General features: G+C 64.3%; 28 protein-coding genes. 13 read left to right on the top strand and 15 right to left on the bottom strand.

All coding sequences use genetic code 11. The features are described from left to right. Nucleotides 1-41: 41 nt before the first annotated feature. The 3 genes from E8F12_RS20470 (at nt 42) to rpoS (ending at nt 2,821) form a co-directional block, all read left to right on the top strand. Complete coding sequence (locus tag E8F12_RS20470) at nt 42-677, top strand: protein-L-isoaspartate(D-aspartate) O-methyltransferase (RefSeq protein WP_280327111.1); 636 nt, start codon at nt 42-44, stop codon at nt 675-677. Between the two features lie 160 nt (nt 678-837). Next, nucleotides 838-1,710, top strand: coding sequence for a peptidoglycan DD-metalloendopeptidase family protein (locus E8F12_RS20465; protein WP_280327110.1), 873 nt, complete (start codon nt 838-840; stop codon nt 1,708-1,710). A gap of 106 nt (nt 1,711-1,816) precedes the next feature. Next, entirely contained in the window at nt 1,817-2,821 is a 1,005-nt protein-coding gene (gene rpoS / locus E8F12_RS20460; protein ID WP_120654884.1) for an RNA polymerase sigma factor RpoS, read from the top strand. Nucleotides 2,822-3,262: 441 nt separating this feature from the next. On the opposite strand, the gene fdxA is transcribed toward rpoS, so the two are convergent. Next, on the bottom strand, nt 3,263-3,586 hold the full coding sequence (gene fdxA, locus E8F12_RS20455) for a ferredoxin FdxA (RefSeq protein ID WP_069085297.1): 324 nt from the start codon (nt 3,584-3,586) through the stop codon (nt 3,263-3,265). A gap of 140 nt (nt 3,587-3,726) precedes the next feature. Further along, complete coding sequence (gene mutS, locus E8F12_RS20450; protein WP_280327009.1) at nt 3,727-6,294, bottom strand: DNA mismatch repair protein MutS; 2,568 nt, start codon at nt 6,292-6,294, stop codon at nt 3,727-3,729. A 70-nt stretch (nt 6,295-6,364) separates the two neighbouring features. Here mutS and E8F12_RS20445 point away from each other — a divergent pair, with 70 nt between their 5' ends. From E8F12_RS20445 to recX, 3 genes are all read left to right on the top strand, one after another. Further along, nucleotides 6,365-6,877 carry a CinA family protein gene (locus E8F12_RS20445; RefSeq protein ID WP_280327008.1) on the top strand — a complete coding sequence of 171 codons (513 nt, stop codon included), beginning with the start codon at nt 6,365-6,367 and terminating at the stop codon, nt 6,875-6,877. Nucleotides 6,878-6,964: 87 nt separating this feature from the next. Further along, nucleotides 6,965-8,008 carry a recombinase RecA gene (gene recA, locus E8F12_RS20440; RefSeq protein WP_280327007.1) on the top strand — a complete coding sequence of 348 codons (1,044 nt, stop codon included), beginning with the start codon at nt 6,965-6,967 and terminating at the stop codon, nt 8,006-8,008. A gap of 7 nt (nt 8,009-8,015) precedes the next feature. Next, nucleotides 8,016-8,480: a recombination regulator RecX gene (gene recX, locus E8F12_RS20435; RefSeq protein WP_280327006.1), complete on the top strand. Its 465-nt coding sequence runs from the start codon at nt 8,016-8,018 to the stop codon at nt 8,478-8,480. A 76-nt stretch (nt 8,481-8,556) separates the two neighbouring features. Here recX and E8F12_RS20430 read toward each other — a convergent pair whose 3' ends face one another. After that, nucleotides 8,557-9,636, bottom strand: a complete 1,080-nt coding sequence (locus E8F12_RS20430; protein WP_280327109.1) for an LOG family protein — start codon at nt 9,634-9,636, stop codon at nt 8,557-8,559. Nucleotides 9,637-9,869: 233 nt separating this feature from the next. On the opposite strand from E8F12_RS20430, the gene E8F12_RS20425 reads away from it, so the two are divergent. Then, nucleotides 9,870-10,052, top strand: a complete 183-nt coding sequence (locus E8F12_RS20425) for a hypothetical protein (RefSeq protein ID WP_280327005.1) — start codon at nt 9,870-9,872, stop codon at nt 10,050-10,052. Nucleotides 10,053-10,057: 5 nt separating this feature from the next. Here E8F12_RS20425 and E8F12_RS20420 read toward each other — a convergent pair whose 3' ends face one another. Continuing rightward, a complete protein-coding gene (locus E8F12_RS20420) occupies nt 10,058-10,471 on the bottom strand; it encodes a quorum-sensing-regulated virulence factor family protein (protein WP_280327004.1) in 414 nt (137 codons plus the stop codon). Nucleotides 10,472-10,686: 215 nt separating this feature from the next. On the opposite strand from E8F12_RS20420, the gene E8F12_RS20415 reads away from it, so the two are divergent. After that, the gene (locus E8F12_RS20415; RefSeq protein WP_280327003.1) at nt 10,687-11,397 is read left to right on the top strand and encodes a tRNA-uridine aminocarboxypropyltransferase; all 711 of its coding nucleotides are present in this window, start codon (nt 10,687-10,689) and stop codon (nt 11,395-11,397) included. On the opposite strand, the gene E8F12_RS20410 is transcribed toward E8F12_RS20415, so the two are convergent. Further along, on the bottom strand, nt 11,398-12,306 hold the full coding sequence (locus E8F12_RS20410) for a DMT family transporter (RefSeq protein ID WP_280327002.1): 909 nt from the start codon (nt 12,304-12,306) through the stop codon (nt 11,398-11,400). It lies immediately after the preceding gene. 199 nt (nt 12,307-12,505) lie between these two features. Here E8F12_RS20410 and erdR point away from each other — a divergent pair, with 199 nt between their 5' ends. Further along, nucleotides 12,506-13,156, top strand: a complete 651-nt coding sequence (gene erdR, locus E8F12_RS20405) for a response regulator transcription factor ErdR (protein ID WP_280327000.1) — start codon at nt 12,506-12,508, stop codon at nt 13,154-13,156. Nucleotides 13,157-13,228: 72 nt separating this feature from the next. Continuing rightward, complete coding sequence (locus E8F12_RS20400) at nt 13,229-13,594, top strand: diacylglycerol kinase (RefSeq protein WP_280287101.1); 366 nt, start codon at nt 13,229-13,231, stop codon at nt 13,592-13,594. A gap of 9 nt (nt 13,595-13,603) precedes the next feature. Here the strand turns inward: E8F12_RS20400 and E8F12_RS20395 are convergent, their stop codons facing one another. Continuing rightward, nucleotides 13,604-14,530: a LysR family transcriptional regulator gene (locus E8F12_RS20395; RefSeq protein ID WP_280287102.1), complete on the bottom strand. Its 927-nt coding sequence runs from the start codon at nt 14,528-14,530 to the stop codon at nt 13,604-13,606. A gap of 123 nt (nt 14,531-14,653) precedes the next feature. Between E8F12_RS20395 and fpr the strand changes: the two genes are divergently transcribed. Continuing rightward, nucleotides 14,654-15,433, top strand: a complete 780-nt coding sequence (gene fpr, locus E8F12_RS20390; protein ID WP_280326999.1) for a ferredoxin-NADP reductase — start codon at nt 14,654-14,656, stop codon at nt 15,431-15,433. A 47-nt stretch (nt 15,434-15,480) separates the two neighbouring features. Here fpr and E8F12_RS20385 read toward each other — a convergent pair whose 3' ends face one another. After that, nucleotides 15,481-15,894: a VOC family protein gene (locus E8F12_RS20385; RefSeq protein WP_280326998.1), complete on the bottom strand. Its 414-nt coding sequence runs from the start codon at nt 15,892-15,894 to the stop codon at nt 15,481-15,483. Nucleotides 15,895-15,954: 60 nt separating this feature from the next. Here E8F12_RS20385 and E8F12_RS20380 point away from each other — a divergent pair, with 60 nt between their 5' ends. Next, nucleotides 15,955-16,257, top strand: a complete 303-nt coding sequence (locus E8F12_RS20380; RefSeq protein WP_280326997.1) for a putative quinol monooxygenase — start codon at nt 15,955-15,957, stop codon at nt 16,255-16,257. 114 nt (nt 16,258-16,371) lie between these two features. On the opposite strand, the gene tsaA is transcribed toward E8F12_RS20380, so the two are convergent. From tsaA to rimO, 8 genes are all read right to left on the bottom strand, one after another. After that, on the bottom strand, nt 16,372-17,064 hold the full coding sequence (gene tsaA, locus E8F12_RS20375; protein ID WP_280326996.1) for a tRNA (N6-threonylcarbamoyladenosine(37)-N6)-methyltransferase TrmO: 693 nt from the start codon (nt 17,062-17,064) through the stop codon (nt 16,372-16,374). A gap of 1 nt (nt 17,065) precedes the next feature. Then, on the bottom strand, nt 17,066-17,251 hold the full coding sequence (locus tag E8F12_RS20370) for a hypothetical protein (RefSeq protein ID WP_280326995.1): 186 nt from the start codon (nt 17,249-17,251) through the stop codon (nt 17,066-17,068). A gap of 59 nt (nt 17,252-17,310) precedes the next feature. Beyond that, nucleotides 17,311-18,111: a DUF2182 domain-containing protein gene (locus E8F12_RS20365; protein WP_280326994.1), complete on the bottom strand. Its 801-nt coding sequence runs from the start codon at nt 18,109-18,111 to the stop codon at nt 17,311-17,313. Then, on the bottom strand, nt 18,108-18,743 hold the full coding sequence (locus E8F12_RS20360) for a DUF1326 domain-containing protein (protein ID WP_280326993.1): 636 nt from the start codon (nt 18,741-18,743) through the stop codon (nt 18,108-18,110). The genes E8F12_RS20365 and E8F12_RS20360 overlap by 4 nt, the downstream gene beginning before the upstream one ends. A 116-nt stretch (nt 18,744-18,859) precedes the next feature. Continuing rightward, the gene (locus E8F12_RS20355) at nt 18,860-19,630 is read right to left on the bottom strand and encodes an SDR family oxidoreductase (protein ID WP_280326992.1); all 771 of its coding nucleotides are present in this window, start codon (nt 19,628-19,630) and stop codon (nt 18,860-18,862) included. A 95-nt stretch (nt 19,631-19,725) separates the two neighbouring features. Next, nucleotides 19,726-20,358, bottom strand: a complete 633-nt coding sequence (locus tag E8F12_RS20350; RefSeq protein ID WP_280326991.1) for a glutathione S-transferase — start codon at nt 20,356-20,358, stop codon at nt 19,726-19,728. Between the two features lie 49 nt (nt 20,359-20,407). Then, entirely contained in the window at nt 20,408-20,758 is a 351-nt protein-coding gene (locus E8F12_RS20345) for a DUF393 domain-containing protein (protein ID WP_280326990.1), read from the bottom strand. A gap of 126 nt (nt 20,759-20,884) precedes the next feature. Continuing rightward, entirely contained in the window at nt 20,885-22,207 is a 1,323-nt protein-coding gene (gene rimO, locus E8F12_RS20340; RefSeq protein ID WP_280326989.1) for a 30S ribosomal protein S12 methylthiotransferase RimO, read from the bottom strand. A 208-nt stretch (nt 22,208-22,415) separates the two neighbouring features. On the opposite strand from rimO, the gene E8F12_RS20335 reads away from it, so the two are divergent. After that, the gene (locus tag E8F12_RS20335; protein ID WP_280326988.1) at nt 22,416-24,320 is read left to right on the top strand and encodes a potassium transporter Kup; all 1,905 of its coding nucleotides are present in this window, start codon (nt 22,416-22,418) and stop codon (nt 24,318-24,320) included. Nucleotides 24,321-24,333 lie beyond the last annotated feature (13 nt).

Raw genomic sequence — 24,333 nt, 5'->3', positions numbered from 1 at the left:
TGTCCCGGGAACAGGATGACCTGATGCGCCGCGGGATCGGCATGACGTCCCAGAGAACCCGCGAGCGCCTTATCCAGCGCCTCTACGAGGAAGGGCTGTCCAACGCCCATGTACTCGAGGCGATTCGCCGGACGCCGCGTCACCTGTTCGTCGACGAGGCCCTGGCCCATCGGGCCTATGAAGACACCGCGTTACCCATCGGCCACAACCAGACCATCTCCCAGCCTTATATGGTTGCCCGGATGACCGAGTTGCTGCTGGCCGCCGGACCGCTGGACAAGGTGCTGGAGATCGGCACCGGCTCCGGCTACCAGACGGCGATCCTCGCCCAGCTGGTGGAGCGGGTGTTCTCCGTGGAGCGCATCCAAGTGCTGCAGGACAAGGCCAAGGAGCGCCTGGCCGTGCTCAACCTGCGCAATGTGGTGTTCCGCTGGGGGGATGGCTGGGAGGGTTGGTCCGCGCTGGCGCCCTACAACGGCATCATTGTGACCGCGGCGGCGGCGGATGTCCCGCAGGCCTTGCTCGACCAATTGGCGCCCGGCGGGCGCCTGGTGATTCCGGTCGGAGCCGGCGACGTCCAGCAACTGATGCTGATCGTTCGCGAAGAACAGGGCTTCACCCGCCACGTGCTCGATGCGGTGCGCTTCGTCCCTCTGCTCAGCGGCCCGCTGGCCTGAGACCGGACCAAGGGAACCTGCGCCGCGGGCAACTTTCTGATGCACCGCCAAGCTATCGTCCTGCTGTACTTTGTGCGGCAGGCGGCTGGCTCGTTCGGATATTTCCGGCACAATAACTACGATCTTGGAACGTTGGGAAAAGGGGACAAGAGTGAGCCTGATGGCCATTCGGCAGAGGATTCGCATTGGGAAGGGGCTCACCTGGTTGCCCGCTATCGCCGTTGGCATCTTGCTGGCCGGCTGCTCCAGCACCCAGCGCGATGGTGTCAGCGTCGTCGACCGCAATCACCAGGGAGCGGCATCCTCCACGAAACGGCAACCCGTCACCAGCGGCCAGTACCGGGTCCAGCGCGGTGACACCCTCTATTCCATCGCCTTCCGCTTCGGCTGGGACTGGAAAGCCCTGGCCGCGCGCAACGGTATTCCGGCGCCCTATGTAATCCGCCCTGGCCAGATAATTCGCTTCGACGTTCAGCCCGGTCAGACACGCCCGACGGCAATTTCCACTACCCCTGTGGTCAAAAATCCTAAGACTGCCAACAGCGTTTCCAGCCGGCCGCCCGTACCGGCCCAGCAACCGGCTGTCCGTCCCCAACCGCCGTCGCCGGCACCGGTGGCGACCGCCCCCGTGAGCACGCCGAACACGTCTAGCACGCGGTCTGCAGCCGGTTGGTCCTGGCCCGCGAGCGGCCCTCTGATCGGCCGTTTTTCCTCAAACGGCAGTTTGAATAAAGGGATTGATATAGCTGGGGAATTAGGCCAGCCTGTCTTGGCTGCGTCAGATGGTTCAGTTGTTTATGCCGGAAGTGGATTACGGGGCTACGGTGAACTGATCATCATCAAACACAGCGATACCTACGTAAGCGCCTATGGTCATAACCGCAGGCTGTTGGTGCGGGAGGGACAGCAGGTCAAAGTCGGGCAGACAATTGCCGAGATGGGCTCAACGGGGACTGACCGGGTGAAGCTTCATTTTGAGATTCGCCGTCAAGGAAAGCCTGTAGACCCACTGCAATACCTGCCGCGTCGTTGACCCGTTTTTCAGCCCGTTCCACCACGTGGTAAGGACGGGCTCGGGCGGCGCCAGGGAAGAAGGCATCGCCGGGGCTTGTTGTCGAACTCAGCAAGGGACAACAACAATGGCACTCAATAAAGAAGCGCCGGAGTTTGACGTCGATGACGAGCTGCTCCTTCTGGAGCCGGGCGTCATATTGGACGATGCGTTGAGCGAGGAGAACGACGCGCCTCTACCCACCGCCAAATCCAGACACTCAACCTCACCCAAGCAACACAAGTACATCGACTACACCCGCGCGCTCGATGCGACCCAGCTGTATCTTAACGAGATCGGCTTTTCCCCCCTGCTAACCCCGGAAGAGGAAGTGCACTTCGCGCGCCTTGCTCAGCGCGGAGATCCTGCCGGGCGCAAGCGAATGATCGAAAGCAACCTCCGACTCGTGGTGAAGATCGCGCGACGTTACGTGAATCGCGGGCTTTCGCTGCTCGACCTGATCGAAGAGGGCAACCTCGGCCTGATCAGGGCGGTGGAGAAGTTCGATCCGGAGCGGGGCTTCCGCTTCTCCACCTACGCGACCTGGTGGATCCGTCAGACCATCGAACGGGCCATCATGAACCAGACCCGGACCATCCGCCTGCCCATCCATGTGGTCAAGGAGCTCAACGTCTACCTGCGGGCGGCGCGTGAGCTGACCCACAAGCTCGACCATGAGCCTTCACCGGAAGAAATCGCCAACCTGCTGGAAAAGCCGGTTGACGAGGTCAAGCGCATGCTCGGCCTCAATGAGCGGGTGACTTCGGTGGACGTTTCCCTGGGGCCGGACTCCGACAAGACTCTGCTGGACACACTGACCGACGACCGTCCGACCGATCCCTGCGAACTGCTGCAGGATGACGACCTCTCGCAAAGTATCGATCAGTGGCTTTCCGAACTGACCGACAAGCAGCGCGAAGTGGTCGTGCGACGCTTTGGCCTGCGTGGTCACGAAAGCTGCACCCTCGAGGAGGTGGGTCAGGAGATCGGCCTGACCCGTGAGCGGGTGCGGCAGATCCAGGTCGAAGCGCTGAAGCGTCTTCGGGAAATCCTGGAGAAGAACGGGCTGTCCAGCGATGCGCTATTCCAGTAGCGCGTCGTCCGACTGAAAAAACCCGGCTTCGGCCGGGTTTTTTTATGCGCTGCCATGTAGGTGATTGCTTACACGCGTTGTACGTGATCGCTGGAAGTTCCTGCTCGTCAACAGCGGAATTCGGTCGACGCAAATGTGTAACGCATTGATATTAATGAATTTAATTTTAAGAGTACGACGCGCTTTGCTCTTCGATCGGCTAATTCACCCGCTTGCCCGGCGCTCCTGGATCGCTAATATCACACCTGCGTACAGGATGTATGCGGGCTGATAAGGATGTTGGCCAGGACATCGCCGGAGGCGATTCATCAGGACGATGAGCAAGGACTACAGGGAATAGGGACAAAAGAGTGGGCGGGTAATCCCCGCCCCTTTTTTTTGCCCGCAGAAAAACAAAAGGCCCGCAGATGAGCAGGCCTTTTTGCGTTAGGGCGCAGTGACTCAGCGCTCCAGGTGCTCCAGCTTGCCTTTGACGCCGTCCCACTCTTCGGCGTCGGGCAGTGAATCCTTCTTCTCGGTGATGTTGGGCCAGACCTCGGCCAGATCACGGTTCAGCTCGGTGAACTCCTGCATGTCCTCAGGCACTTCATCCTCGGAGAAGATGGCTTGCGCCGGGCATTCAGGCTCGCAGAGCGCGCAGTCGATGCACTCGTCCGGGTGAATGACCAGGAAGTTCGGGCCTTCGTAGAAGCAGTCCACCGGACAGACTTCCACACAGTCGGTGTATTTGCATTTGATGCAGTTGTCGGTGACGACGAAGGTCATTTCTATTCTTCTCCTCAAGCGGCGGCTCGGAAGCCTTCTATGTCAGGCTTCTCGGCTCAAGAACTCACGGCGTCGGGCAGGCTGTTTCCCGGCTGCATTCCAGAGCGCGCGGGATTCTAGCAGCTTGTGCGCCCAAGGCGTTAGATGCGTGACGTCAGTGTATATAACAGCTCCAGTGCGCGCCGGGGCGTCAGATCATCCGGGTTGATCTTCGCCAATTCGTCCAGCACCGGATGCGGCAGGCTGGCGAACAGGTCGCTCTGCATGGGCGCGCAGGGCTGGCCGGGAGCCGGACGCGGGTTTTCGTGGGGCAGGCTGGTGGTTTCCAATCGCGCCAGGTGTTCGCGGGCCCGCTGGATCACGCCGCCCGGAACCCCCGCCAGCTGCGCCACCGCCAGGCCGTAGCTCTGGCTGGCCGGCCCGGGCAGCACGTGGTGCAGGAAGACGATTCGTTCGTTGTGCTCGGTAGCGTTCAGGTGGACGTTGGCCACCACCGGTTCGCTTTCCGGCAGTACGGTCAGCTCGAAGTAGTGGGTGGCGAACAGGGTGAATGCGCGCAGGCGGGCCAGGTGCTCGGCGGCTGCCCAGGCCAGCGACAGGCCGTCGAAGGTGCTGGTGCCGCGGCCCACTTCGTCCATCAGCACCAGGCTGCTGGCGCTGGCATTGTGCAGGATGTTGGCAGTCTCGCTCATCTCCACCATGAAGGTGGAGCGGCCGCCGGCCAGGTCGTCGCTGGAGCCTATACGGGTGAAGATGCGGTCCACGAGCGACAGCTCGCAGCTTGCCGCCGGAACGAAGCAGCCGATATGGGCGAGCAGGACGATCAAGGCGGTCTGGCGCATATAGGTCGACTTACCGCCCATGTTCGGGCCGGTAATGATCAGCATGCGGGTGGCGTCGTCCAGGGCCAGGTCGTTGGCCACGAACGGCGTATCCAGCACCTGCTCTACCACCGGGTGGCGGCCCTGGTCGATGCGCATGCAGGGCTCGTCGACGAAGCGTGGGCGATTCAGGTCGAGGTTCAGCGCACGCTCGGCGAAGTTGCTCAGCACGTCCAGTTCAGCCAGGGCGGCGGCGGTGTCCTGCAGCGGCGCCAGTTGCTCTATCAGCAGCTCCAGCAGTTCGTCGTAGAGGAGCTTCTCCCGCGCCAGGGCGCGGCTCTTGGCCGACAGCGCCTTGTCTTCGAAGGCCTTCAGCTCCGGGGTGATGAAGCGCTCGGCGCCCTTGAGCGTCTGGCGGCGGATGTAATCCGCCGGCGCCTGCTCGGCCTGCACGCGGGGCAGTTCGATGTAATAACCGTGGATGCGGTTGTAGCCGACCTTGAGGTTGGGCAGGCCGGTGCGGGCCTTCTCCCGGGTTTCCAGGTCCATCAGGTACTGGCCGGCGTTCTCGCTCAGGGCCTGCAGCTCATCCAGCTCGGCGTCGTAGCCGGTCTTGATCACCCCGCCTTCACGGATCACCGCAGGTGGGTTGTCGATGATGGCGCGGGCGAGCAGGTCGGCCAGTTCCGGATAGGTGCGGATGTTTTCGGCCAGGGTCTGCAGATGCGGCACCTCCAGTTCGGTCATGGCGCCCTGGAGTTGGGGTAGGGCGGCGAGCGCATCGCGCAGGCGCGCCAGGTCGCGTGGCCGGGCGTTACGCAGGCCGATGCGCGCGAGGATGCGCTCCACATCGCCGATTTCCTTCAGCTGCGGCTGCAGGGATTCGAAGCGGTAGCGGTCCAGCAGGCAGTCGATGGCGTCCTGGCGAGCTTCCAGTACGGCACGGTCGCGCAGCGGGCGATTCAGCCAGCGGCTCAGCAGGCGGCTGCCCATGGCGGTCTGGCAGCGGTCGATGACCGATTGCAGGGTGTTGTCGCGGCCGCCGGAAAGATTGACATCCAGCTCCAGGTTACGGCGGCTGGCGGCATCGAGGATCACCGTATCGTCGATGCGCTCATGGCGCAGGCTACGCAGGTGGGGCAGGGCCGTGCGCTGGGTCTCCTTGGCATAGCCCAGCAGGCAGCCGGCGGAGCCGATGGCCAGGGTCAGGGTTTCGCAGCCGAAGCCCTTGAGGTCCTGCACCCCGAACTGCTGGCACAGGCTCTTCTTCGCCGAGTCCCGGTCGAAATCCCAGGGTGCGCGGCGGCGCACGCCCCGACGCTTCTCGGCGGGCAGGCCCTGGGGCCAGTCGTCCGGGATCAGCAGCTCGGCCGGGTTGAGGCGTTCCAGTTCGGCCAGGAGATTTTCCCAGCCTTTGATCTCCTGAACGCTGAAGCGGCCGCTGGTGATGTCCAGTACCGCCAGGCCGAACAGGCGCTCGTCGCCCAGCACCGCGGTCAACAGGTTGTCGCGGCGCTCGTCGAGCAGCGCTTCGTCGCTGATGGTGCCGGGCGTGATGATGCGCACCACCTGGCGCTCCACCGGCCCTTTGCTGGTGGCCGGGTCGCCGATCTGCTCGCAGATCACCACCGACTCGCCCAGCTTGACCAGCTTGGCCAGGTAACCTTCCACCGAGTGGAAGGGGATGCCGGCCATGGGAATGGCCTTGCCCGCCGATTGGCCCCGGGAGGTCAGGGTGATGTCGAGGAGCTTGGCGGCCTTCTTGGCGTCCTCGTAGAAGATCTCGTAGAAGTCGCCCATGCGGTAGAACATCAGCTGGTCCGGATGCTGGTTCTTCAGCCTCCAGTACTGCGCCATCATGGGTGTGTGTTCGCTGAGATCGCTCATTGCCTGGCCTTGCGTGCAAAAGGCGCTAGTGTACGGTATCCCGTTGGCCCGCTTTAACCCCGGAGTGCACATGTCCGTTACCGAAGATGAGCTGACGCTGCTGGCCGCCCGGCTCGGCGAGAAACTCAAGGCGCGCGGCGAGCTGGTGAGCACTGCAGAATCCTGCACTGGTGGCGGTATCGCCGAAGCCATCACACGGATTCCCGGCAGCTCGGCCTGGTTCGAAGCCGGCTATATCACTTATTCCAACCAGCAGAAGACCGAGCAGTTGGCGGTGCCTGCGGAGCTGTTCCCGCAGGTGGGGGCGGTCAGTCGCGAGGTGGTCGAGGCCATGGTGCGTGGCGCCCAGCAACGCAGTGGTGCGCGTTTCGCCGTGGCCGTCAGTGGTGTGGCTGGTCCCGATGGCGGCTCCACGCAGAAACCGGTGGGCACTGTCTGGCTGGCCTGGGGCGATGGCGCCCAGATCGAGGCCGTGCGCCGCCAGTTCCCGGGCGATCGCCTGGCGGTTCGTCGGCAAGCGGTCGCCGACGCCCTCCAGGGTTTGATCCGACTAGCTGCAGGAGAAAAAGCCGGGCAGGGGTAGGCGAGCGACTTGCCCTATGGAATAATACTGTCTACTTATACAGTTATTGGTGGCCGCCAGGCCCTCTTGATTTTAGTGAGGACTTCAATGGACGAGAACAAGAAGCGCGCCTTGGCTGCTGCCCTGGGCCAGATCGAAAAGCAGTTCGGCAAGGGTGCGGTAATGCGCATGGGCGACCATGACCGCCAGGCCATCCCGGCCATTTCCACCGGTTCCCTGGGCCTGGACATCGCCCTCGGCATCGGCGGCCTGCCAAAAGGCCGCATCGTCGAGATCTACGGTCCCGAATCCTCCGGTAAGACCACCCTGACCCTTTCCGTCATCGCCGAAGCCCAGAAGATGGGCGCCACTTGCGCCTTCGTCGACGCCGAACACGCCCTGGACCCGGACTACGCCGGCAAGCTGGGTGTGAACGTCGACGACCTGCTGGTTTCCCAGCCGGATACCGGCGAGCAGGCCCTGGAAATCACCGACATGCTGGTGCGCTCCAACGCCGTCGACGTGATCATCGTCGACTCGGTAGCGGCCCTGGTGCCCAAGGCCGAGATCGAAGGCGAGATGGGCGACTCCCACGTCGGCCTGCAGGCGCGCCTGATGTCCCAGGCACTGCGCAAGATCACCGGCAACATCAAGAACGCCAACTGCCTGGTCATCTTCATCAACCAGATCCGCATGAAGATCGGCGTGATGTTCGGCAACCCGGAAACCACCACCGGTGGTAACGCCCTGAAGTTCTACGCGTCCGTGCGCCTCGACATCCGCCGTACCGGCGCGGTGAAGGAAGGCGAGGAAGTGGTGGGCAGCGAAACCCGTGTCAAGGTGGTGAAGAACAAGGTGGCCCCGCCCTTCCGCCAGGCCGAGTTCCAGATCATGTACGGCAAGGGTATCTACCGCACCGGCGAGATCATCGACCTGGGCGTGCAGCAGGGCCTGGTGGAGAAATCCGGCGCCTGGTACAGCTACCAGGGCAACAAGATCGGCCAGGGCAAGGCCAATGCCGCCAAGTACCTGGAAGACAACCCTGAAACCGGCAGCGCCATCGAGAAGATCATTCGCGAGAGGCTGCTGGTGGATTCGACTGCCAGCAAGTCGGCCGCCACCGCTGACGACCTGGCCGACGTAGACCTCTGATCCTCCCATGCCCGTCGTGCTTGATAGCCCCGCCGCGGTGCGGCGGGCCGCCATGGACCTGCTGGCGCAGCGCGAACACGGGCGAGTCGAGCTGACGCGCAAGCTGCGTCAGCGCGGCGCCCCTTCCGAGTTGATCGACAGCGCCCTCGACCGCCTGGCGGAAGAGGGGCTGCTCTGTGAGTCCCGCTATCTGGAAAGCTTCATCGCCAGCCGCGCCCGTGGCGGCTATGGGCCGCAGCGAATCCGTGAGGAGCTGGCGCAACGCGGACTGCCGCGTGGCGACATCGACCAGGCCCTGCGCGAGGCCGACGTCGACTGGAGCGAACAGCTGCGCGATGTCTGGTGCCGCAAGTTCAGCGGCCGATTGCCCCAGGATGCCCGCGAACGCGCCCAGCAGGGCCGTTTCCTGGCCTACCGCGGCTACTCCATGGAAATGATTGGCCGTCTCCTGCGCGGCAACCCCGACGACTGAAATTCCGTGCAGCCTTAAGCCACGCGCTGATGCGCATGGCTGGTTGCTGTGGGGAAGTTGCGTCCGGCGAACCGGGTCAGGCCTTGGCGGCCCAGTGTTGCGGCAGGTTGATGAAATCGATGAGTTCACGCAGACGGCCATGGTCGCGGCCGTTGAAGCGGAATGCCAGGCGGATCAGCTCGCTGAACTCCGGCTCGTCCCGCTCCGACTCCGAGTAGGGCTGCTGGCTGAAATCACCTTCCAGGCAGAGGTCGGCGAACTGTTCCTGGATCTGGCCCAGTGCCTTTTCGCCGAGAGAGTGGTTCATGCGAATCACGAAGCTGTTCTTCAGCCAGCGGCTGGAGTGGTAGTTGCGATAGAACTGGGCGATCTCGGCGGCCGCCTCGTCGGCGCTGCGCACCAGGCGCATCAGGTTCATGTCGCTGGGCAGTATGTAGCGATTGCGTTCCAGCTGCTCGTGGAGGAAGCCGACGGCGTCTTCCCAGTAGCTGCCGTCCGGTTCGTCCAGCAGTACCACGGGCACCACTGGGCTCTTGCCGGTCTGGATCAGGGTCAGGACCTCAAGGGCTTCGTCCAGGGTGCCGAAGCCGCCCGGGCAGAGCACCAGCGCGTCGGCCTCCTTGACGAAGAACAGCTTGCGCACGAAGAAGAAGTGGAACGACAGCAGGTGTTCGGTGTTGTCCACTGTGGTGTTGGCGTGCTGCTCGAAGGGCAGGGTGATGTTCAGTCCAAGGCTGTTCTCCAGCCCCGCGCCTTCATGGGCTGCGGCCATGATGCCGCCGCCGGCACCGGTGATCACCATCAGGTCGCGCTTGGCCAACTCGGCGCCCAGTTGCCGGGCCAGTGTGTAGATGGGGTGGCCCTCCGGAGTGCGGGCCGAACCGAAGACCGTCACCTTGCGGCGCCGCTTGAACTGTTCCAGGACGCTGAAGGCGTGCTCCATTTCGCGTAGCGTCTGCAGCATGATCTTGGCGTCCCAGCGATTGCGGTCGGCTTGGGACATGCGCACCACGGTGATCAGCATTTCACGGTAGAGCGCGAGGTTGGGACTGCCGCTCGGAACCGTGAGGTTGATCAGTTCGTCGACCTTCTGGGTGAGGTCGATGCCACTGGTTTGAAAGTGCCGGGAAAGATAGTCGTCCGGGTCATAGGGCATAGCGTTCTCCTTGCTCATCAACAACTCAGAGCGTGCTCTGCTGGCCGGGTCCGGAATCCGGGCGACCCAGTCGAGCCGCTCAGCTACAGCTTGCGGCAGGGACCGGATCTTTTCCAGTTCGCCGGCAAGTAATTGGAGCCCGCCGAGGTGTCCGGAATATTGCGCCCGGGAGGTCGGCACTGGCCTATGCTGCCGGAAACCGGAAGGACGAGCGCGTGCCAGGAGGTGCAGCAATGCCCAGGCTTGAAGTGGAAATCGACGCGGAGCACTACGGGTTATTGCTGGAGGCGGCGCAAAGAAACGGTCTGTCGCTGGAGGAGGAGTGCCGGCGCCGCCTGGAAGCCGGGTTGCGGCGCTCCCCCTATATGGAAGCGCTGCTCGCCGAATTGCGCGCAGCGGAAGAGCCGCCGCGCTGACGGAATCAGTTGGCTTTGGCTTTCAGGCCGCAGTCCTTGGCGCTGAAGCGTTCGGACGTCACCGGGCGGTTGGTCTTGTACTCGCTGAACTCGTAGCGCAGACCGGCGCCGCGGGCCAGCAGTTGGCGGTAGCCGGTGTTGCGGCAGACGCTGGCGCCCAGTTGGGCGCGTACCGCATCCGGGTTGGCGCGCATTTGCGCGGCGTGGGCCTCGCGCACGCTGAGGTGATTCACCAGGTCGTTGCCATCCACCGTGTAGCCCTGGTCGAGGATGTCCTCGTTGATCGCCCGTGGCGTACCGGCGCTGCTTTCCTGGGCGACTTTCTCGAGCATCTTGGTCAGCTCGTAGTCCTTGAGCGAAGCGGCCTGGGCACAGAACGGCAGGGTCGCGCAGAGGGCGAGGGCGGTGAGGCGCAGCATGGAGATCTCCTAACGAAAAGAAGCTGTTTGACCAGCGCGGCAATTGTGCGTTCGCAGGCAAGGCTTGTCGCGTGAAAATTCTGCTCCAGGCGGTCAGCGGCGTCGCACCACGGCTCTGGTAAAATCGCCCGATCCTTCTCGCCATCACTGAACGGGCCGCCCGCCGCCGACAAGGCAGACGCCGGTACCTCGTTGTCGTACTGGAACCAAGCTCGATGAGTCACGCTGTTTTTCGCCTGCGCGCCGAATGCCTTGCGCGCAGTACCCGCCCCTTCGTCGCCCGTGGATCGCGGTCGCCGCGCTGCCCGGAGTGCCGGGTTGCGTTCGACTATTGCTTCTGCGCCTGGCGTCCCGAGGTTCCCGTACAGTCGGGCGTGTGCCTGCTGATGTACTACTCCGAACCCATGAAGCCGAGCAATACTGGCTGGCTGATCGCCGACCTCGTCCCCGACACCTGGGCCTTCGGCTGGTCGCGCACCGAGATGGACGAGGCGTTGTTGGCCCTGCTGGAGGATCCGCAGTGGCAGCCCTACCTGGTGTTCCCCGGCGAGTATGCGGAGCCGGCGCGGGTGGTGGACCGGGTGGAAAGCGCCGCGGGCAAGCGGCCGCTGTTCATCCTGCTGGATGCGACCTGGACCGAGGCGCGCAAGATGTTCCGCAAGAGCCCCTACCTCGACCGGTTCCCGGTGCTCAGCCTGACCCCCGAACAGATCTCCCGTTACCGCTTGCGCCGCTCGACCCGCGAGGAACACCTGTGCACGGCCGAGGTGGCCGCCCTGTGCCTGGAGCTGGCCGGCGACGAGCAGGCGGGAGGTGCGCTGAATGCCTACCTGGACGTTTTCACCGAGCGCTACATAGGCGCCAAGCGGGCGCTGCCCCTGGACGAGGCGAGCCCGGCGCACCTGGCGCTGCGCGAATTCCTCTGATCAGGCCTCGGCTTCCTTGACGGTGGCCGCCGGCGCTGCGTGCTTTTGCGGCCAGAGTTGGGCGATCAGCATGCCGGCGAACATCAGGGCGCAACCGATATAGCCGCGCGCATGCAGGGATTCGTCCAGCAGCAGAGCGCCGGCGATGGCGGCGAATACTGCTTCCAGGGACAGGATGATGGCCGCGTGGGAGGCAATGGCGTGTCGCTGTGCTACCACTTGCAGCGTGTAGCCGATGGCCACGGCGATCACGCCGCCATAGAGGATCGCTGGGCCGGCCTGGAGAATCGCATCCAGCCTTATTTCCTCGAACACCAGGGCCAGGATCAGGCTGAACACGGCGCACACGGCGAATTGCAGGACGGCCAGGCGGATCGGGTCATAGCGGCTGGCGAAGAAACCCACCAACAGCACATGCACGCCCCAGACGCAGGCGCCGGCCAGTTGCAGCCAGTCGCCGGGGGCGACCTGGAAGCCCTCGCCGACGCTGAGCAGGAACATCCCCAGCACCGCCAGGCAAGCGCCCATCCAAGTGCCGAGGCCGGTGCGGTGACCGATGAAGAGGCCCAGCAACGGCACTATGATGACGTACAGGCCGGTGATGAAGCCGGAGTTGGTGACGCTGGTGAACAGCAGGCCCACTTGCTGCAAGTTGATCCCCACCGTCAGGGCCAGGCCCATCAGCAGGCCTCCCAGCAGCAGGCCTCGGTTGAGCGGTTGCTTGACCGCGGGCTTGGGCAGTACCAGCAGCAGGGGCAGGAGGATGAGGGCGCCGAGGGCGAAGCGCAGGCCGGTATAGAGGAAGGGGCCGATCGCATCCATGCCCAGGCGTTGGGCGACGAAGGCCGCACCCCAGATGGCGGCGGTGATCAGCATCAGAACATCGGCGCGCAGTGCTTGGCTTCGCATGGTGGTTCTCGACGGGAAAAGCCTGGAACTTTGCCGTAAAGCGATTGACTTGACCACCCCGCCCCGGCTCGGCATGCTGAGCGCCGCTTTACGGCCTGCCCGTATCGACTTTGGGCCTGGCCGGCGTACCCCGTCGTGCCGAAGCGCCTCTCTCACCCCTGGGAGGCGTGTCTGGGCCCATTACAAAAAGGACATGCCCATGGCCTCATATGAAATCCTCATTGCCGATGACCACCCGCTGTTCCGCAGCGCCTTGCACCAGGCCCTGACCCTGGGCCTGGGCCCCGACGTGCGCCTGGTGGAAGCGGCGAGCATCGCCGAGCTGGAGTCTCGTCTTGCCGAGCGCGCCGACTGGGATCTGGTCCTGCTCGACCTGAACATGCCCGGCGCCTATGGCTTCTCCGGCCTGGTGCTGCTGCGTGGCCAGTACCCGCAAATCCCGGTAGTGATGATCTCGGCACAGGAAGAGGCGGCGGTGGTCGCCCGCTCCCGCGAATTCGGTGCCAGCGGCTTCATTCCCAAGTCCAGTCCGCTGGAGGTCATCCAGGACGCAGTGCGCGCGGTGCTCGACGGCGATACCTGGTGGCCGCCGCAGGTAGACGAAGCCCCGGCCCTGTCCGCAGAGGCCAAGGCCGCCAGCGAAGGCCTGGCCAGCCTCACGCCGCAGCAGTTCCGGGTGCTGACCATGGTCTGCGAAGGCTTGCTGAACAAGCAGATCGCCTTCGAGCTGCATGTCTCCGAAGCCACGGTAAAGGCCCATGTGACCGCCATCTTCCGCAAGCTCAACGTGCGCACGCGCACCCAGGCGGCGCTGCTGTTGCAACAGATGGAATCGATTCCCTCGGCCTGAACCAGGTCATTTCACGCAAATTTGAAGCGCGTTGCGTTAGGCTGCGCGCTCCTTTCATCAGTCCCTTCCGATATGTCGCCATTCAAAGGCCAGACCGGCCTAAAACGGGTCCTCAATGCCGCCGGCTACTCGCTCGACGGCCTGCGTGCCGCCTTTACCGGCGAAGCCGCCTTCCGCCAACTGGTATTGCTCAATGCGGTGCTGATTCCGCTGTCATTCTTCCTCGATGTCAGCCGCGGTGAACGCGCGTTGATGATCGGCGCCTGCCTGCTGGCGCTGATTGTCGAACTGCTGAATTCCGCGGTGGAGGCGGCCATCGACCGCATCTCCCTCGAACGCCATCCGCTGTCGAAGAACGCCAAGGACATGGGCAGCGCCGCGCAATTCACCGCACTGACCCTGATCACCGCAGTGTGGGCCGTGATCCTGCTGGGTTGAGCGGAACCCTCAGGCGATCGGCGGCAGTACGATCTCGTCGCTCCGGGCGACTCCGGCGGTCAATGCCCGGCACTGGTCGAGGAACTCGCGCATGGCGGCGGTCTGGTACTTCTGCCGGTGCCAGATGAAGTAGAACTGCCGGCGCAGGTCGATCCCCGGTGTTTCCAGCGGCACCAGGCTGCCGCGGCGGAAGGCGTCGCGCAGCGCCAGGCGCGAGATGCAGCTGATGCCCAGGCCCGACTCCACCGCACGCTTGATCGCCTCGGTGTGCTCCAGTTCCAGGCGGATGTTCAGCGGGGTAGGGTGGTGGCGCATGGCCTGGTCGAAGGTCAGCCGCGTGCCCGAGCCGCGTTCGCGGAGGATCCAGGCTTCCCGGCTCAATTCCTCCAGGCTGGCCTGGCCGAGTGACGCCAATGGATGCTGGGGCGCGCAGAACACCACCAACTCGTCTTCCACCCAGGGCAGGACTTCTATATCCGGGTGCTGGCAATCGCCTTCGATTAGACCCAGATCAAGTTCGTGGAGGGCGATCTGCTGGACGATATTCGCCGTGTTCTGCACATGCAGGCTCACCCGGCATTCGGGGTGGCGCTGCATGAAAGATCCGATCAACAAGGTGGCGAGGTAGTTGCCCACGGTCAGGGTGGCGCCGACGTCCAGCGAGCCGAAGCCGGTCTTGCCATTGAGCAGGTCTTCGATCGCGCGGGCCTGGTCCAGCAGGGCCACGGCCTGGGGTAGCAGTTGCCGGGCCAGCGCGTTGAGGCTCAGGCGCTTGCCGGCGCGGTCGAACAACTGGCAGCCGGACTGTCGCTCCAGTTCGGTCAGCGAAGTGCTGGTCGCCGACTGCGACAGGGACAGCTGTTCGGCGGCACGGGACACGCTTTCCTGCTGGGCGACGGCAACGAATACCTGGAGCTGACGGAGAGTAAATCGCATATCTATATAACCGATAACCTATATCTTGATAATTCAGTTAACAGATATTGTGGCTGTCACTACAATGGCGCGCAATTGCGCCCATTGGCGCTGGCGAATTCCAAACTTTCGGAGCCCCCGTAAATGAGCAACCTCAACTCCGAACGCATCCTCAGCGTTCATCACTGGAACGACACGCTGTTCAGCTTCAAGTGCACCCGTGATCCGGGCCTGCGCTTCGAAAACGGCCAGTTCGTGATGATCGGCCTGCAGCAGGAAAGCGGCCGTCCGCTGATGCGCGCCTACTCCATCGCCAGTCCGAACTGGGAAGAGCACCTGGAATTCTTCAGCATCAAGGTGCCGGACGGTCCGCTGACCTCCCAGCTGCAGCACCTCAAGGAAGGCGACGAGATCATCATCAGCAAGAAGCCCACCGGCACCCTGGTTCTCGACGACCTGAACCCGGGCAAGCACCTCTACCTGCTGAGCACCGGCACCGGTCTCGCGCCCTTCATGAGCGTGATCCAGGACCCGGAAACCTACGAGCGCTTCGAGAAGATCATCCTGGTCCATGGCGTGCGCTACGTGAACGAAGTGGCCTACCGCGAGTTCATCACCGAGCATCTGCCGAAGAACGAATTCTTCGGTGAGGCGGTCAAGGACAAGCTGATCTACTACCCCACCGTGACCCGCGAACCGTTCGAGAACCAGGGCCGCCTGACCGACCTGATGCGCAGCGGCAAGCTGTTCGAGGACATCGGCCTGCCGCCGATCAACCCGCAGGACGACCGCGCCATGATCTGCGGCAGCCCGAGCATGCTCGACGAGACCAGCGAGGTCCTCGACAGCTTCGGCCTGAAGATCTCTCCGCGCATGCGCGAGCCGGGCGACTACCTGATCGAGCGCGCCTTCGTCGAGAAGTAAGCGCAAAGTTGCAACACGAAGCCCGCCAATTGGCGGGCTTTGTCGTTTCAGACCGGGGAGCTGAAGCGTTGCCCCGAGATCGCCGGGTGGTAAATCGGCTGGATCTTGTTGCCCGCCGGGTCGAGCACGTGGAAGCTGTGGGCGCCGTCGCCATGGGCGAAGGGACGGTCGAGCATGGTCACGCCGCGGGCCTTGAGGTACTGGTACCAGGCTTCCAGCTCCTCCAGGCTGTCCACCACGAAGCCGTAGTGGTCCACCGCCTGTACGCCGCTGCTGGGGGCGAATGCGCGACCGAGGGAGAGGTTGTCGTTGCCGCAGGTCAGGTAGACCAAGTCTTCGTTGGCGCGGTTGAGCAGTTCCATGCCCAGGACATCCACATAGAAACGTTCGCACTCTTCCAGGTTGGGCACGAGGATAGCGATATGGCGCAGGCCATTGAGGCGGCCGGGACGGCTGGGCATTTCCTGAACTCCAGTTTTGTATACAATTTGCGTGAAATATAAGACAAAAAGGAGTTCGACGTGTACTGCCTTCTACTCAAGACCCGCCTGCGCCCCGGAAGCCTGGATGCCTTCATGGACGCCATGCGCGTAAACGCCGCCGCCTCGGTGCGCGATGAGCCAGGCTGCCTGGTGTTCGATGTGTTGCAGGACCGCAGCGATCCCGACCTGGTCTGGCTCTATGAGGTCTACACCGACGAAGCTGCCTTCGAGGCCCATATGCGCACCCCGCATTTCTTCGCCAGCCGGCCGCTGGTGGAGCCGCTGATTCTCGAACAGGACGCCATCGAGGCCGACTCCCTGGCGCTCAACTCTTCCCGCTAGCTCGCCCTGTAGGGTGGAAATCGCTCTTCATCTCCACCATCTTCGCCAAGGTCGAGCGCCATTGGTGGATCGGTGAAGCGTGATCCACCGTACGGGAAAGCGGTCATCCGCGGTTCAGGCCCGCGCGATCTCCAGCACGCGAATCAGACCAGGTTCCGGGTAGTGCCAGCGCACATCCACGTCCCACAGGCGTGCGCCATAGCGTCGCTCGGGTTCGGGTTTCTGGTAGGCGGGTCGTGGGTCCTGGGCCAGACACTGTTCGACGAGTTCGGCCAGGGGTTCGCCGAGACGCTGGCCGTGCTCGCGGGCCTGGAGCAGGGCGGCAGGTTCCCATTCCACGGGAATCAGTTCGGGCGCGGCATCGGCTATGGCGTTCAACGCGCCGTCCTGGCGGTCGGCATAGGGTACATAGGGCTTGATATCCAGCACCGGGGTGCCGTCCAGCAGGTCGATACCTGAGAGCCAGAGGCGCCCGGCTTCCACCTTGTCTAGCTTCACCACCGACTGGCCGATGCCATTCGGCCGGTGGGTCGAGCGGCTGGCGAAGACGCCGATGGACTGGTTGCCGCCCAGGCGCGGCGGGCGCACCTTGAGACGCGGCTTGTCTTCCAGCGCCTGATGGAAGAGGAACAGCAGCCAGACGTGACTGACTTGCTCCAGGCCGGCCACGGCATCGCCCGTGTCGAAGGGTGGCAGCAGTTCCAGCACACCACGGGCGGCGGGCGCCAGGTGCGGCTGGCGGGGGATGGCGAATTTCTCCTTGAAGCAGGAGCGGACGTAGCCGACCGGGGAGACGCTGTGTTGCATATCAGTAAGGCACGCGGCAGCCGGCGTCGCGGAAGGACCCGCCCAGGCGCAACCAACCTTCTCCAGGGCTGGTCTGGGCACAGGTCAGCCCACCATCCAGCTTGCTCTGCCAGAGGTAGAAGGGCGCCGGCGCGGCGAAGCCGGGGGCGGAAAGGGCGAACAGCAGCGTGAGCAGGGCGAGGCGCATCGGCAGGTGATCAAGTGGGTGGCGCGGCTACCCTAGCGCTCCCCCCGGCGCCGTGCAAGTCAGGCGCCGTGCAGCACCAGCAATCCCCAGAGGATCAAGGCCACGCCTCCGGCCTTGCTCAGCCACTGGCCGCCGGGCAGGTACTTCTCCAGCAGCACATAGGCGCCCAGCAGCGCGACCCACAGCAGGTTCATCAAGCCCCCTACGAATAGCAGCCCCATCAGGGCCCAGCAGCAGCCCAGGCAGTACAGGCCATGGGCCATGCCCATGCGCCAGGCTCCGGCCGGTCCCGGCCGCCAGTAGCCGAGCAGGAACTGCAGGGGGGAACGGCAGCGTTGCAGGCAGGCCTGCTTGGCCGGGAAAAACTGGTAGAGCCCGGCACCCAACAGCAGGCTGGCGGCCAGCCACAGGCTCTGGCTGCGCATCTCGAAGTCGAGCAGGGCGAACTGGTCCAGCAGCCATTGCAGCAGGGTCGCGGCCAGGCTGAACAGGCTCCAGACCAGCACATAGGCGCTGCAGAACAGCCCCGTCGCCAGGCTGCGCTGTCCTTCGGGCAGGCGCCTGCCCAGCGTCTTCTGGTACAGCAGCATCATCGGCAGCGCGCTGGGCAGCATCATGCCGACCATCATCACGCTCCACATCGCGAAACTCAGCAGCGCATCGCGAAGGGTCCAGGGCATCGGCATGCCCTCCATGGCCATCTCCAGCATACCGCCGGGCGCATCCATGCGCCGCGCCAGGTCGATGAGGAAGAGCCAGGACAGGCCGGTCAGCGCCACCAGGCAGAAGGGCAGGAGCAACTGCTGCCGCCCCAGCCACCTGAACGCTCCCTCGACCTGGCCGGGGACGGACAGCCTCATCGCACCACGCCACGTCCGGTGAAGTGCAACCGGGCGAAATGCCCGTGTCCGCCCTGGGATTCGATCTTGATATCGCCCTGGGTCCGATAGCTGCCGCTGGCCATTTCGGCCTCGGTGAACTCGAAACCGTCGGGCAGCACCAGCCGCGCCCGCTGGGGCTCACCGGTGACCGGGTTGCGGATGGGCTCGCCGGTCACTTCCAGCACGCCGGGTATAAGGGTGTGGGCAGTGCGGCCGTCCACATCGACGCTGAATTCGATGGGCAGGAAGCGCGGTTCGAACACCTCGCTGAGGGTGGTGCTGAATACCTGGAACACCGTGGCGCCCGGATCGGTCTCGCCGCCCGAGAGAATGGTCAGCAACGCGTTGCGCTGCGCCTCGCTGGCGCGTTCTTCGATGAACACCTGGCAGCGGCCGTTGCCCTCATGGATGGCGCCGGGCCAGGCGAAGGTGGCGACCCAGCAGAGGCCATCCAGCACAATGTCCTCCAGGTGTCCCTTGTCGACGCGCATGCTCACCACGGCCTCGCAGTGGCCGTGGGTAGGCCGGGAGCTGAACTGGCAGGGGCAGCCCCAGTTGCAATTGCAGCTCGTGAATTCGACGCCCTGAAGGCGCCACTCAGCCATGCCCATGGCCTCACCTCCTTTCCACCCTTGCAGTGGAATAGCCGTTGCACCTGATAGACAACGCTAGCAGAAGCCTCCGGGGGGAGCAGGTGGCCGCCGACCAGGGGCCGGCGTTTCCCGGCTCAGAGGTGGAAGCCGCCGTCGATGGGGATGATGTTGCCGGTCATGTAGGCGCCCGCCGTGCTAGCCAGGCTGATGGCCAGGGCGGCCATCTCTTCGCCGCGGCCCCAGCGCTTCATCGGGATCAACGCGGTGTCGCGGGCCATGGCCTCCGGGTCATTGGCGATGAAACGGGTCATCTTGCTGGGGAAACGGCCGGGGGCGATCACGTTGACGTTGATATGCTCGCCCACCAGCTCCCGCGCCAGCAGCCGCGACAACTGGTGCAGCGCCGCCTTGCTCGGTCCATAGGCATAGGCTTCTTCGCCATGGGAGCTGATGCCGGCCACCGAGCCGATATTGATGATCCGCGCCGGGCTGGCGTCGTTGCCCGCCTTGCGCAGCAGCGGCAGCAATTGCTGGATGCAACTGAAGACCGAGGTCACGTTGAGCTGCATGACCTTCTCCCAGCCCTTCACCGGATAGCTCTCCAGGGGCGCGCCCCAGGTCGTGCCCGCGTTGTTCACCAGGATGTCCAGCTGCTCGATGCGCTGCTCCAGCGCCCGGGCCAGGGCCATGGCGCCTTCTTCGCTGGAGAGGTCGGCGGAGAGGGCGTGGCACTCGCCGAAGGCGGACAGTTCGACGGCGGATTCGCGGCAGGCTTCGGCATCGCGGGCGCAGATGAAGACCCGCGCGCCGGCTTCGAGGAAGCCCTGGGCGATCATCCGGCCGATGCCGCGGGTGCCGCCGGTGACCAGGGCGGTGCGGTCCTGGAGACTGAAGTAGGGGTGCATTGCGAACCTCGCAAGTGAGCCTGGGGAGGCCCATACCCTAGCCCCGGCGCAGCCGGGGCGGGGGCATTATCGAGGCGGGGAATACAGCGGCATTGTCAGGCCTGGGCGGCGGCCAGCTCCGCGTCCTTGGCCAGGGCGCGGTTGTAGGCTGGACGCTTGATGAAGCGGGCGATGTATTCCTTGATCACCGGAGCCTCCGGGATCAGCCCGAACTGGGTAGTCCAGTTCAGCGCGCAGCCCCAGAGCACGTCGGCGGCGGTGAACTGCTCGCCGAGTAGCCAGGGGCCTTGCTGCAACTGGCTGACCAGGGTCCTCATCACGCTGTCGAAGTCGCCGTAGGGCGAACGCGCCTCGGGAATGGGTTCGCGCTTCTGCACGCGGTCCACCACCGCCGGTTCGAAACAGGAGCCGTAGAACACCATCCAGCGCAGGTAGGGGCCGCGCAGCGGATCGCCCAGCGGCGGCGCCAGCCTGGCTTCGGGATAGAGGTCAGCAAGATAGAGATAGACGGAAACCTGTTCGGTGACCACCGCATCGCCGTGGGTCAGCGTGGGCACCTTGCCCATGGGGTTGATGGCGAGGAACGCCGGCTTGCGTTGCTCGCCGGCCTTCATGTTCATCACATGGAGCTGGTAGTCGGCGCCGAGTTCTTCCAGCAGGGTCAGGGCGCCAGTGGAGCGGGTGTAGGGGCAGTGGTAGAGGGTTACCTGGCGGTTCTGGTTGGTCATTGTCATGGTTCCGCTTGGGCCTTGGATGGAGCGAGTCTAGCCCCTGCCTCTAGAGCCTGCCGCTGCGGCGCAGACGACGAAGAACCCATTGGCGATAGGCATGCGACAGGAGTGGTTTGAGCAGGGGCAGGCCAACCAGCCAGGCGAGCGGGGCCAGCCTGGGCACGCGGGACAACAGGAGGATGTAAGCGTCCAGTTCGCGGTGGATATGACCGGATTCGTCCTGGACGTGGAGTTCGGTAAGGGCCAGGTAGGGGTCGATGCCAAGGGCGCGCAGCTCGGCGTCGCGGCCGGTGATGTCGATCCATTCCACGCCCTCGGCGGCGCGGGGGAGGGATTCGTACCAGCGTCGGTCGGCGATGCAGCGGGGGCAGGCGCCGTCGTAGTAGACCTTGAGCATGGCCGGGCTCCGGTGATGGGTATCGCTGCGCTCGCGGAACGCCTCCCGACCCATACTACGACCGGACGCTTTGGGGGCCAATGAAAGAGCCCCGCAATCGCGGGGCTCTTTCATTCAGCTATCGACTCAGACCAGCTCGGCCCACATGTCGTACTCATCGGCGTCGACGATGCGCACGCGCACCTTGTCGCCCGGCTTCACATTGGTGGATTCGATGAACACGCTGCCGTCGATCTCCGGCGCGTCCGCCCAGGAGCGGGCCACGGCGCCTTCTTCGTCCACTTCGTCGATCAGCACGTCCATTTCACGGCCGATCTTCAGTTGCAGGCGTGCGGTGGAGATTGCCTGCTGGTGCGCCATGAAGCGCTCCCAGCGGTCCTGCTTGACGTCGTCCGGCACCGGCTCCAGGCCCAGGTCGTTGGCCGGGGCGCCGTCCACGGGGGAGTACTGGAAGCAGCCGACGCGGTCGAGCTGGGCTTCGGTCAGCCAATCCAGCAGGTACTGGAAGTCTTCCTCGGTCTCGCCGGGGAAGCCGACGATGAAGGTGGAGCGAATGGTCAGGTCCGGGCAGATTTCGCGCCAATTCTTGATACGAGCCAGGGTCTTGTCTTCGAAGGCCGGGCGCTTCATGGACTTGAGCACCTTCGGGCTGGCGTGCTGGAAGGGGATGTCGAGGTAGGGCAGGAGCTTGCCTTCGGCCATCAGCGGGATCACGTCATCCACGTTCGGGTAGGGATAGACGTAGTGCAGGCGCACCCATACGCCCATGGCGGACAGGGCTTCGCACAGCTCCAGCATGCGGGTCTTCACCGGCTGGCCGTTCCAGAAGTCCAGCTTGTACTTGAGGTCGACGCCGTAGGCGCTGGTGTCCTGGGAGATCACAAGCAGCTCCTTCACGCCGGCCTTGACCAGGCGCTCGGCCTCGGAGAGCACATCACCCACCGGGCGGCTGACCAGCTTGCCGCGCATGGAGGGGATGATGCAGAAGCTGCAGCTGTGGTTGCAGCCTTCGGATATCTTCAGGTAGGCGTAGTGGCGCGGGGTCAGCTTGATGCCCTGCGGGGGGACCAGGTCAACGAAGGGGTCGTGGGTGGCGGACGGCGGCACCACTTCGTGCACGGCACTGACCACCTGCTCGTACTGCTGCGGGCCGGTGACGGCCAGCACGCTGGGGTGCACGTCGCGGATGGCGTCTTCGGACACACCCATGCAGCCGGTGACGATCACCTTGCCGTTTTCGGCGATGGCCTCACCGATGGCGTCCAGGGATTCGGCCTTGGCGCTGTCGATGAAACCGCAGGTATTGACCACCACCACATCGGCATCCTGGTAGGTCGGCACGATCTCGTAACCTTCCATGCGCAGCTGGGTGAGGATGCGTTCGGAGTCGACTGTGGCCTTCGGGCAACCCAGGCTGACGAATCCGACTTTGGGGGTGGCGGTGGACATTGCGGCTAACCTCGATGGGCGCTCGGAAGGGCGCCTCTGATCAAAAAGTGCGCAATTCTAGCGGCAGACGCCAGCCATTTCCAGCCTCATCTGAGGCCTTGGGGCGGCTAGTCTGTAGGAATCTGCCTAGGCTAGTCCGAGACGCCTTCGCCTGGCAGGGGCTCTTTTTCGAAGGTGCGCGCCAATTTTCATCTACAGGAAGGTCTGGATGAGCGAGAGCATCACGCAACCCGCCGAACAGCACAGCGGACATACGGCATCCGGACTCGGTCTGCTGGTGGCCGCGGCAGGGGTGGTCTACGGCGACATCGGCACCAGCCCGCTGTACACCCTCAAGGAAGTCTTCTCCGAGCAGTACGGGGTTCAGGTCAACCATGACGGGGTCCTGGGGGTGCTTTCGCTGATCTTCTGGTCGCTGGTCTGGGTGGTCTCGATCAAGTACATGCTGTTCGTGCTGCGCGCCGACAACGACGGCGAAGGCGGAGCCATGGCCCTGACCGCCCTGGCGCAGCGCGCCGCCAGGTCCTACCCACGGCTCAAGATGGCGATTGTCCTGCTCGGGCTGTTCGGCACTGCATTGTTCTACGGCGACAGCATGATCACCCCGGCGATCTCGGTGCTTTCGGCCATCGAGGGCCTGGACCTGGCGTTCGAGGGCATCAGCCACTGGGTGGTGCCGCTCTCGCTGATCGTGCTGGTGGGGCTGTTTCTGATCCAGAAGCACGGCACCGCGCGAATCGGCATTCTCTTCGGGCCCGTCATGGTGCTCTGGTTCAGTGTGCTGGGTGCCCTCGGGGTCTATGGAATCCTCCAGCAGCCGGAGGTACTCAAGGCGCTCAACCCCTATTGGTGCGTGCACTTCTTCATCACTCACCCGGGCATCGGCGTAATCATCCTCGGGGCGGTGGTGCTGGCGTTGACCGGTGCCGAGGCACTCTATGCCGACATGGGCCACTTTGGGCGCAAGCCCATCGCCCGCGCCTGGTTCTTCCTGGTCCTGCCAGGCCTGGTGCTGAACTACTTCGGCCAGGGTGCCGCCATCCTCGGAGATCCGGAAGCGGCCCGTAACCCCTTCTACCTGCTGGCGCCGGCCTGGGCGCTGCTGCCCATGGTGCTGTTGTCCACCCTGGCCACCGTGATCGCTTCCCAGGCGGTGATTTCCGGCGCCTTCTCCCTGACCCACCAGGCCATGCAGCTCGGCTACATTCCGCGCATGTTCGTCCAGCACACCTCCCACCAGGAGCAGGGGCAGATCTACATTGGCGCGGTGAACTGGGCGCTGATGGTCGGTGTGGTGCTGCTGGTCATTGGCTTTGAGTCCTCCGGCGCCCTGGCCTCGGCCTACGGTGTGGCGGTAACCGGCACTATGCTGATCACCACCCTGATGGTGTCGGTGGTGATGCTGCTGTTGTGGAAGACCCCGCGTTGGCTGGCGATTCCAGTGCTGCTGGGCTTTCTCTTCGTCGACAGCCTGTTCTTCGCCGCCACCGCGCCGAAGATCTTCCAGGGAGGCGCCTTCCCGGTGCTGGCAGGCATCGCCCTGTTTGTCCTGATGAGCACTTGGAAACGCGGCAAGCAGATAGTGGTGGAACGCCTGGACGAAACGGCGCTACCGCTGCCGTTGTTCATCGGCAGCATCCGGGCGCAGCCGCCGCATCGGGTGCAGGGCACCGCGGTGTTCCTCACCGCCCGGCCGGACGCCGTGCCCCATGCGCTGCTACACAACATGTTGCACAACCAGGTGCTGCACGAGCAGGTGGTATTGCTCACGGTGGTCAGCGAAGACACCCCCAGGGTGCCGGCGGAGCGGCGCTTCGAAGTGGAATCCTATGGCGATGGCTTCTTCCGGGTGATCCTGCATTTCGGCTTCATCGAGGAGCCGGACGTGCCGGCGGCGCTGAAACTCTGCCACCTCAGCGATCTGGACTTCAGTCCGATGAGCACCACCTACTTCCTCAGCCGCGAGACGGTGATCCCTACCAAGCGTATCGGCATGGCGCGCTGGCGCGAGGCGCTATTCGCCTTCCTGCTGAAGAACGCCAACAGCAACCTGAAGTTCTTCAATCTGCCGCTCAACCGGGTAATCGAACTGGGGACGCAGGTGGAGATTTGAACGGGAGCGACGG

Origin of the sequence: Pseudomonas sp. BN102 (genome assembly GCF_029871245.1) — a bacterium.
Lineage (GTDB): Bacteria > Pseudomonadota > Gammaproteobacteria > Pseudomonadales > Pseudomonadaceae > Metapseudomonas.
This window is presented reverse-complemented; position numbering and strand designations above follow the sequence as displayed.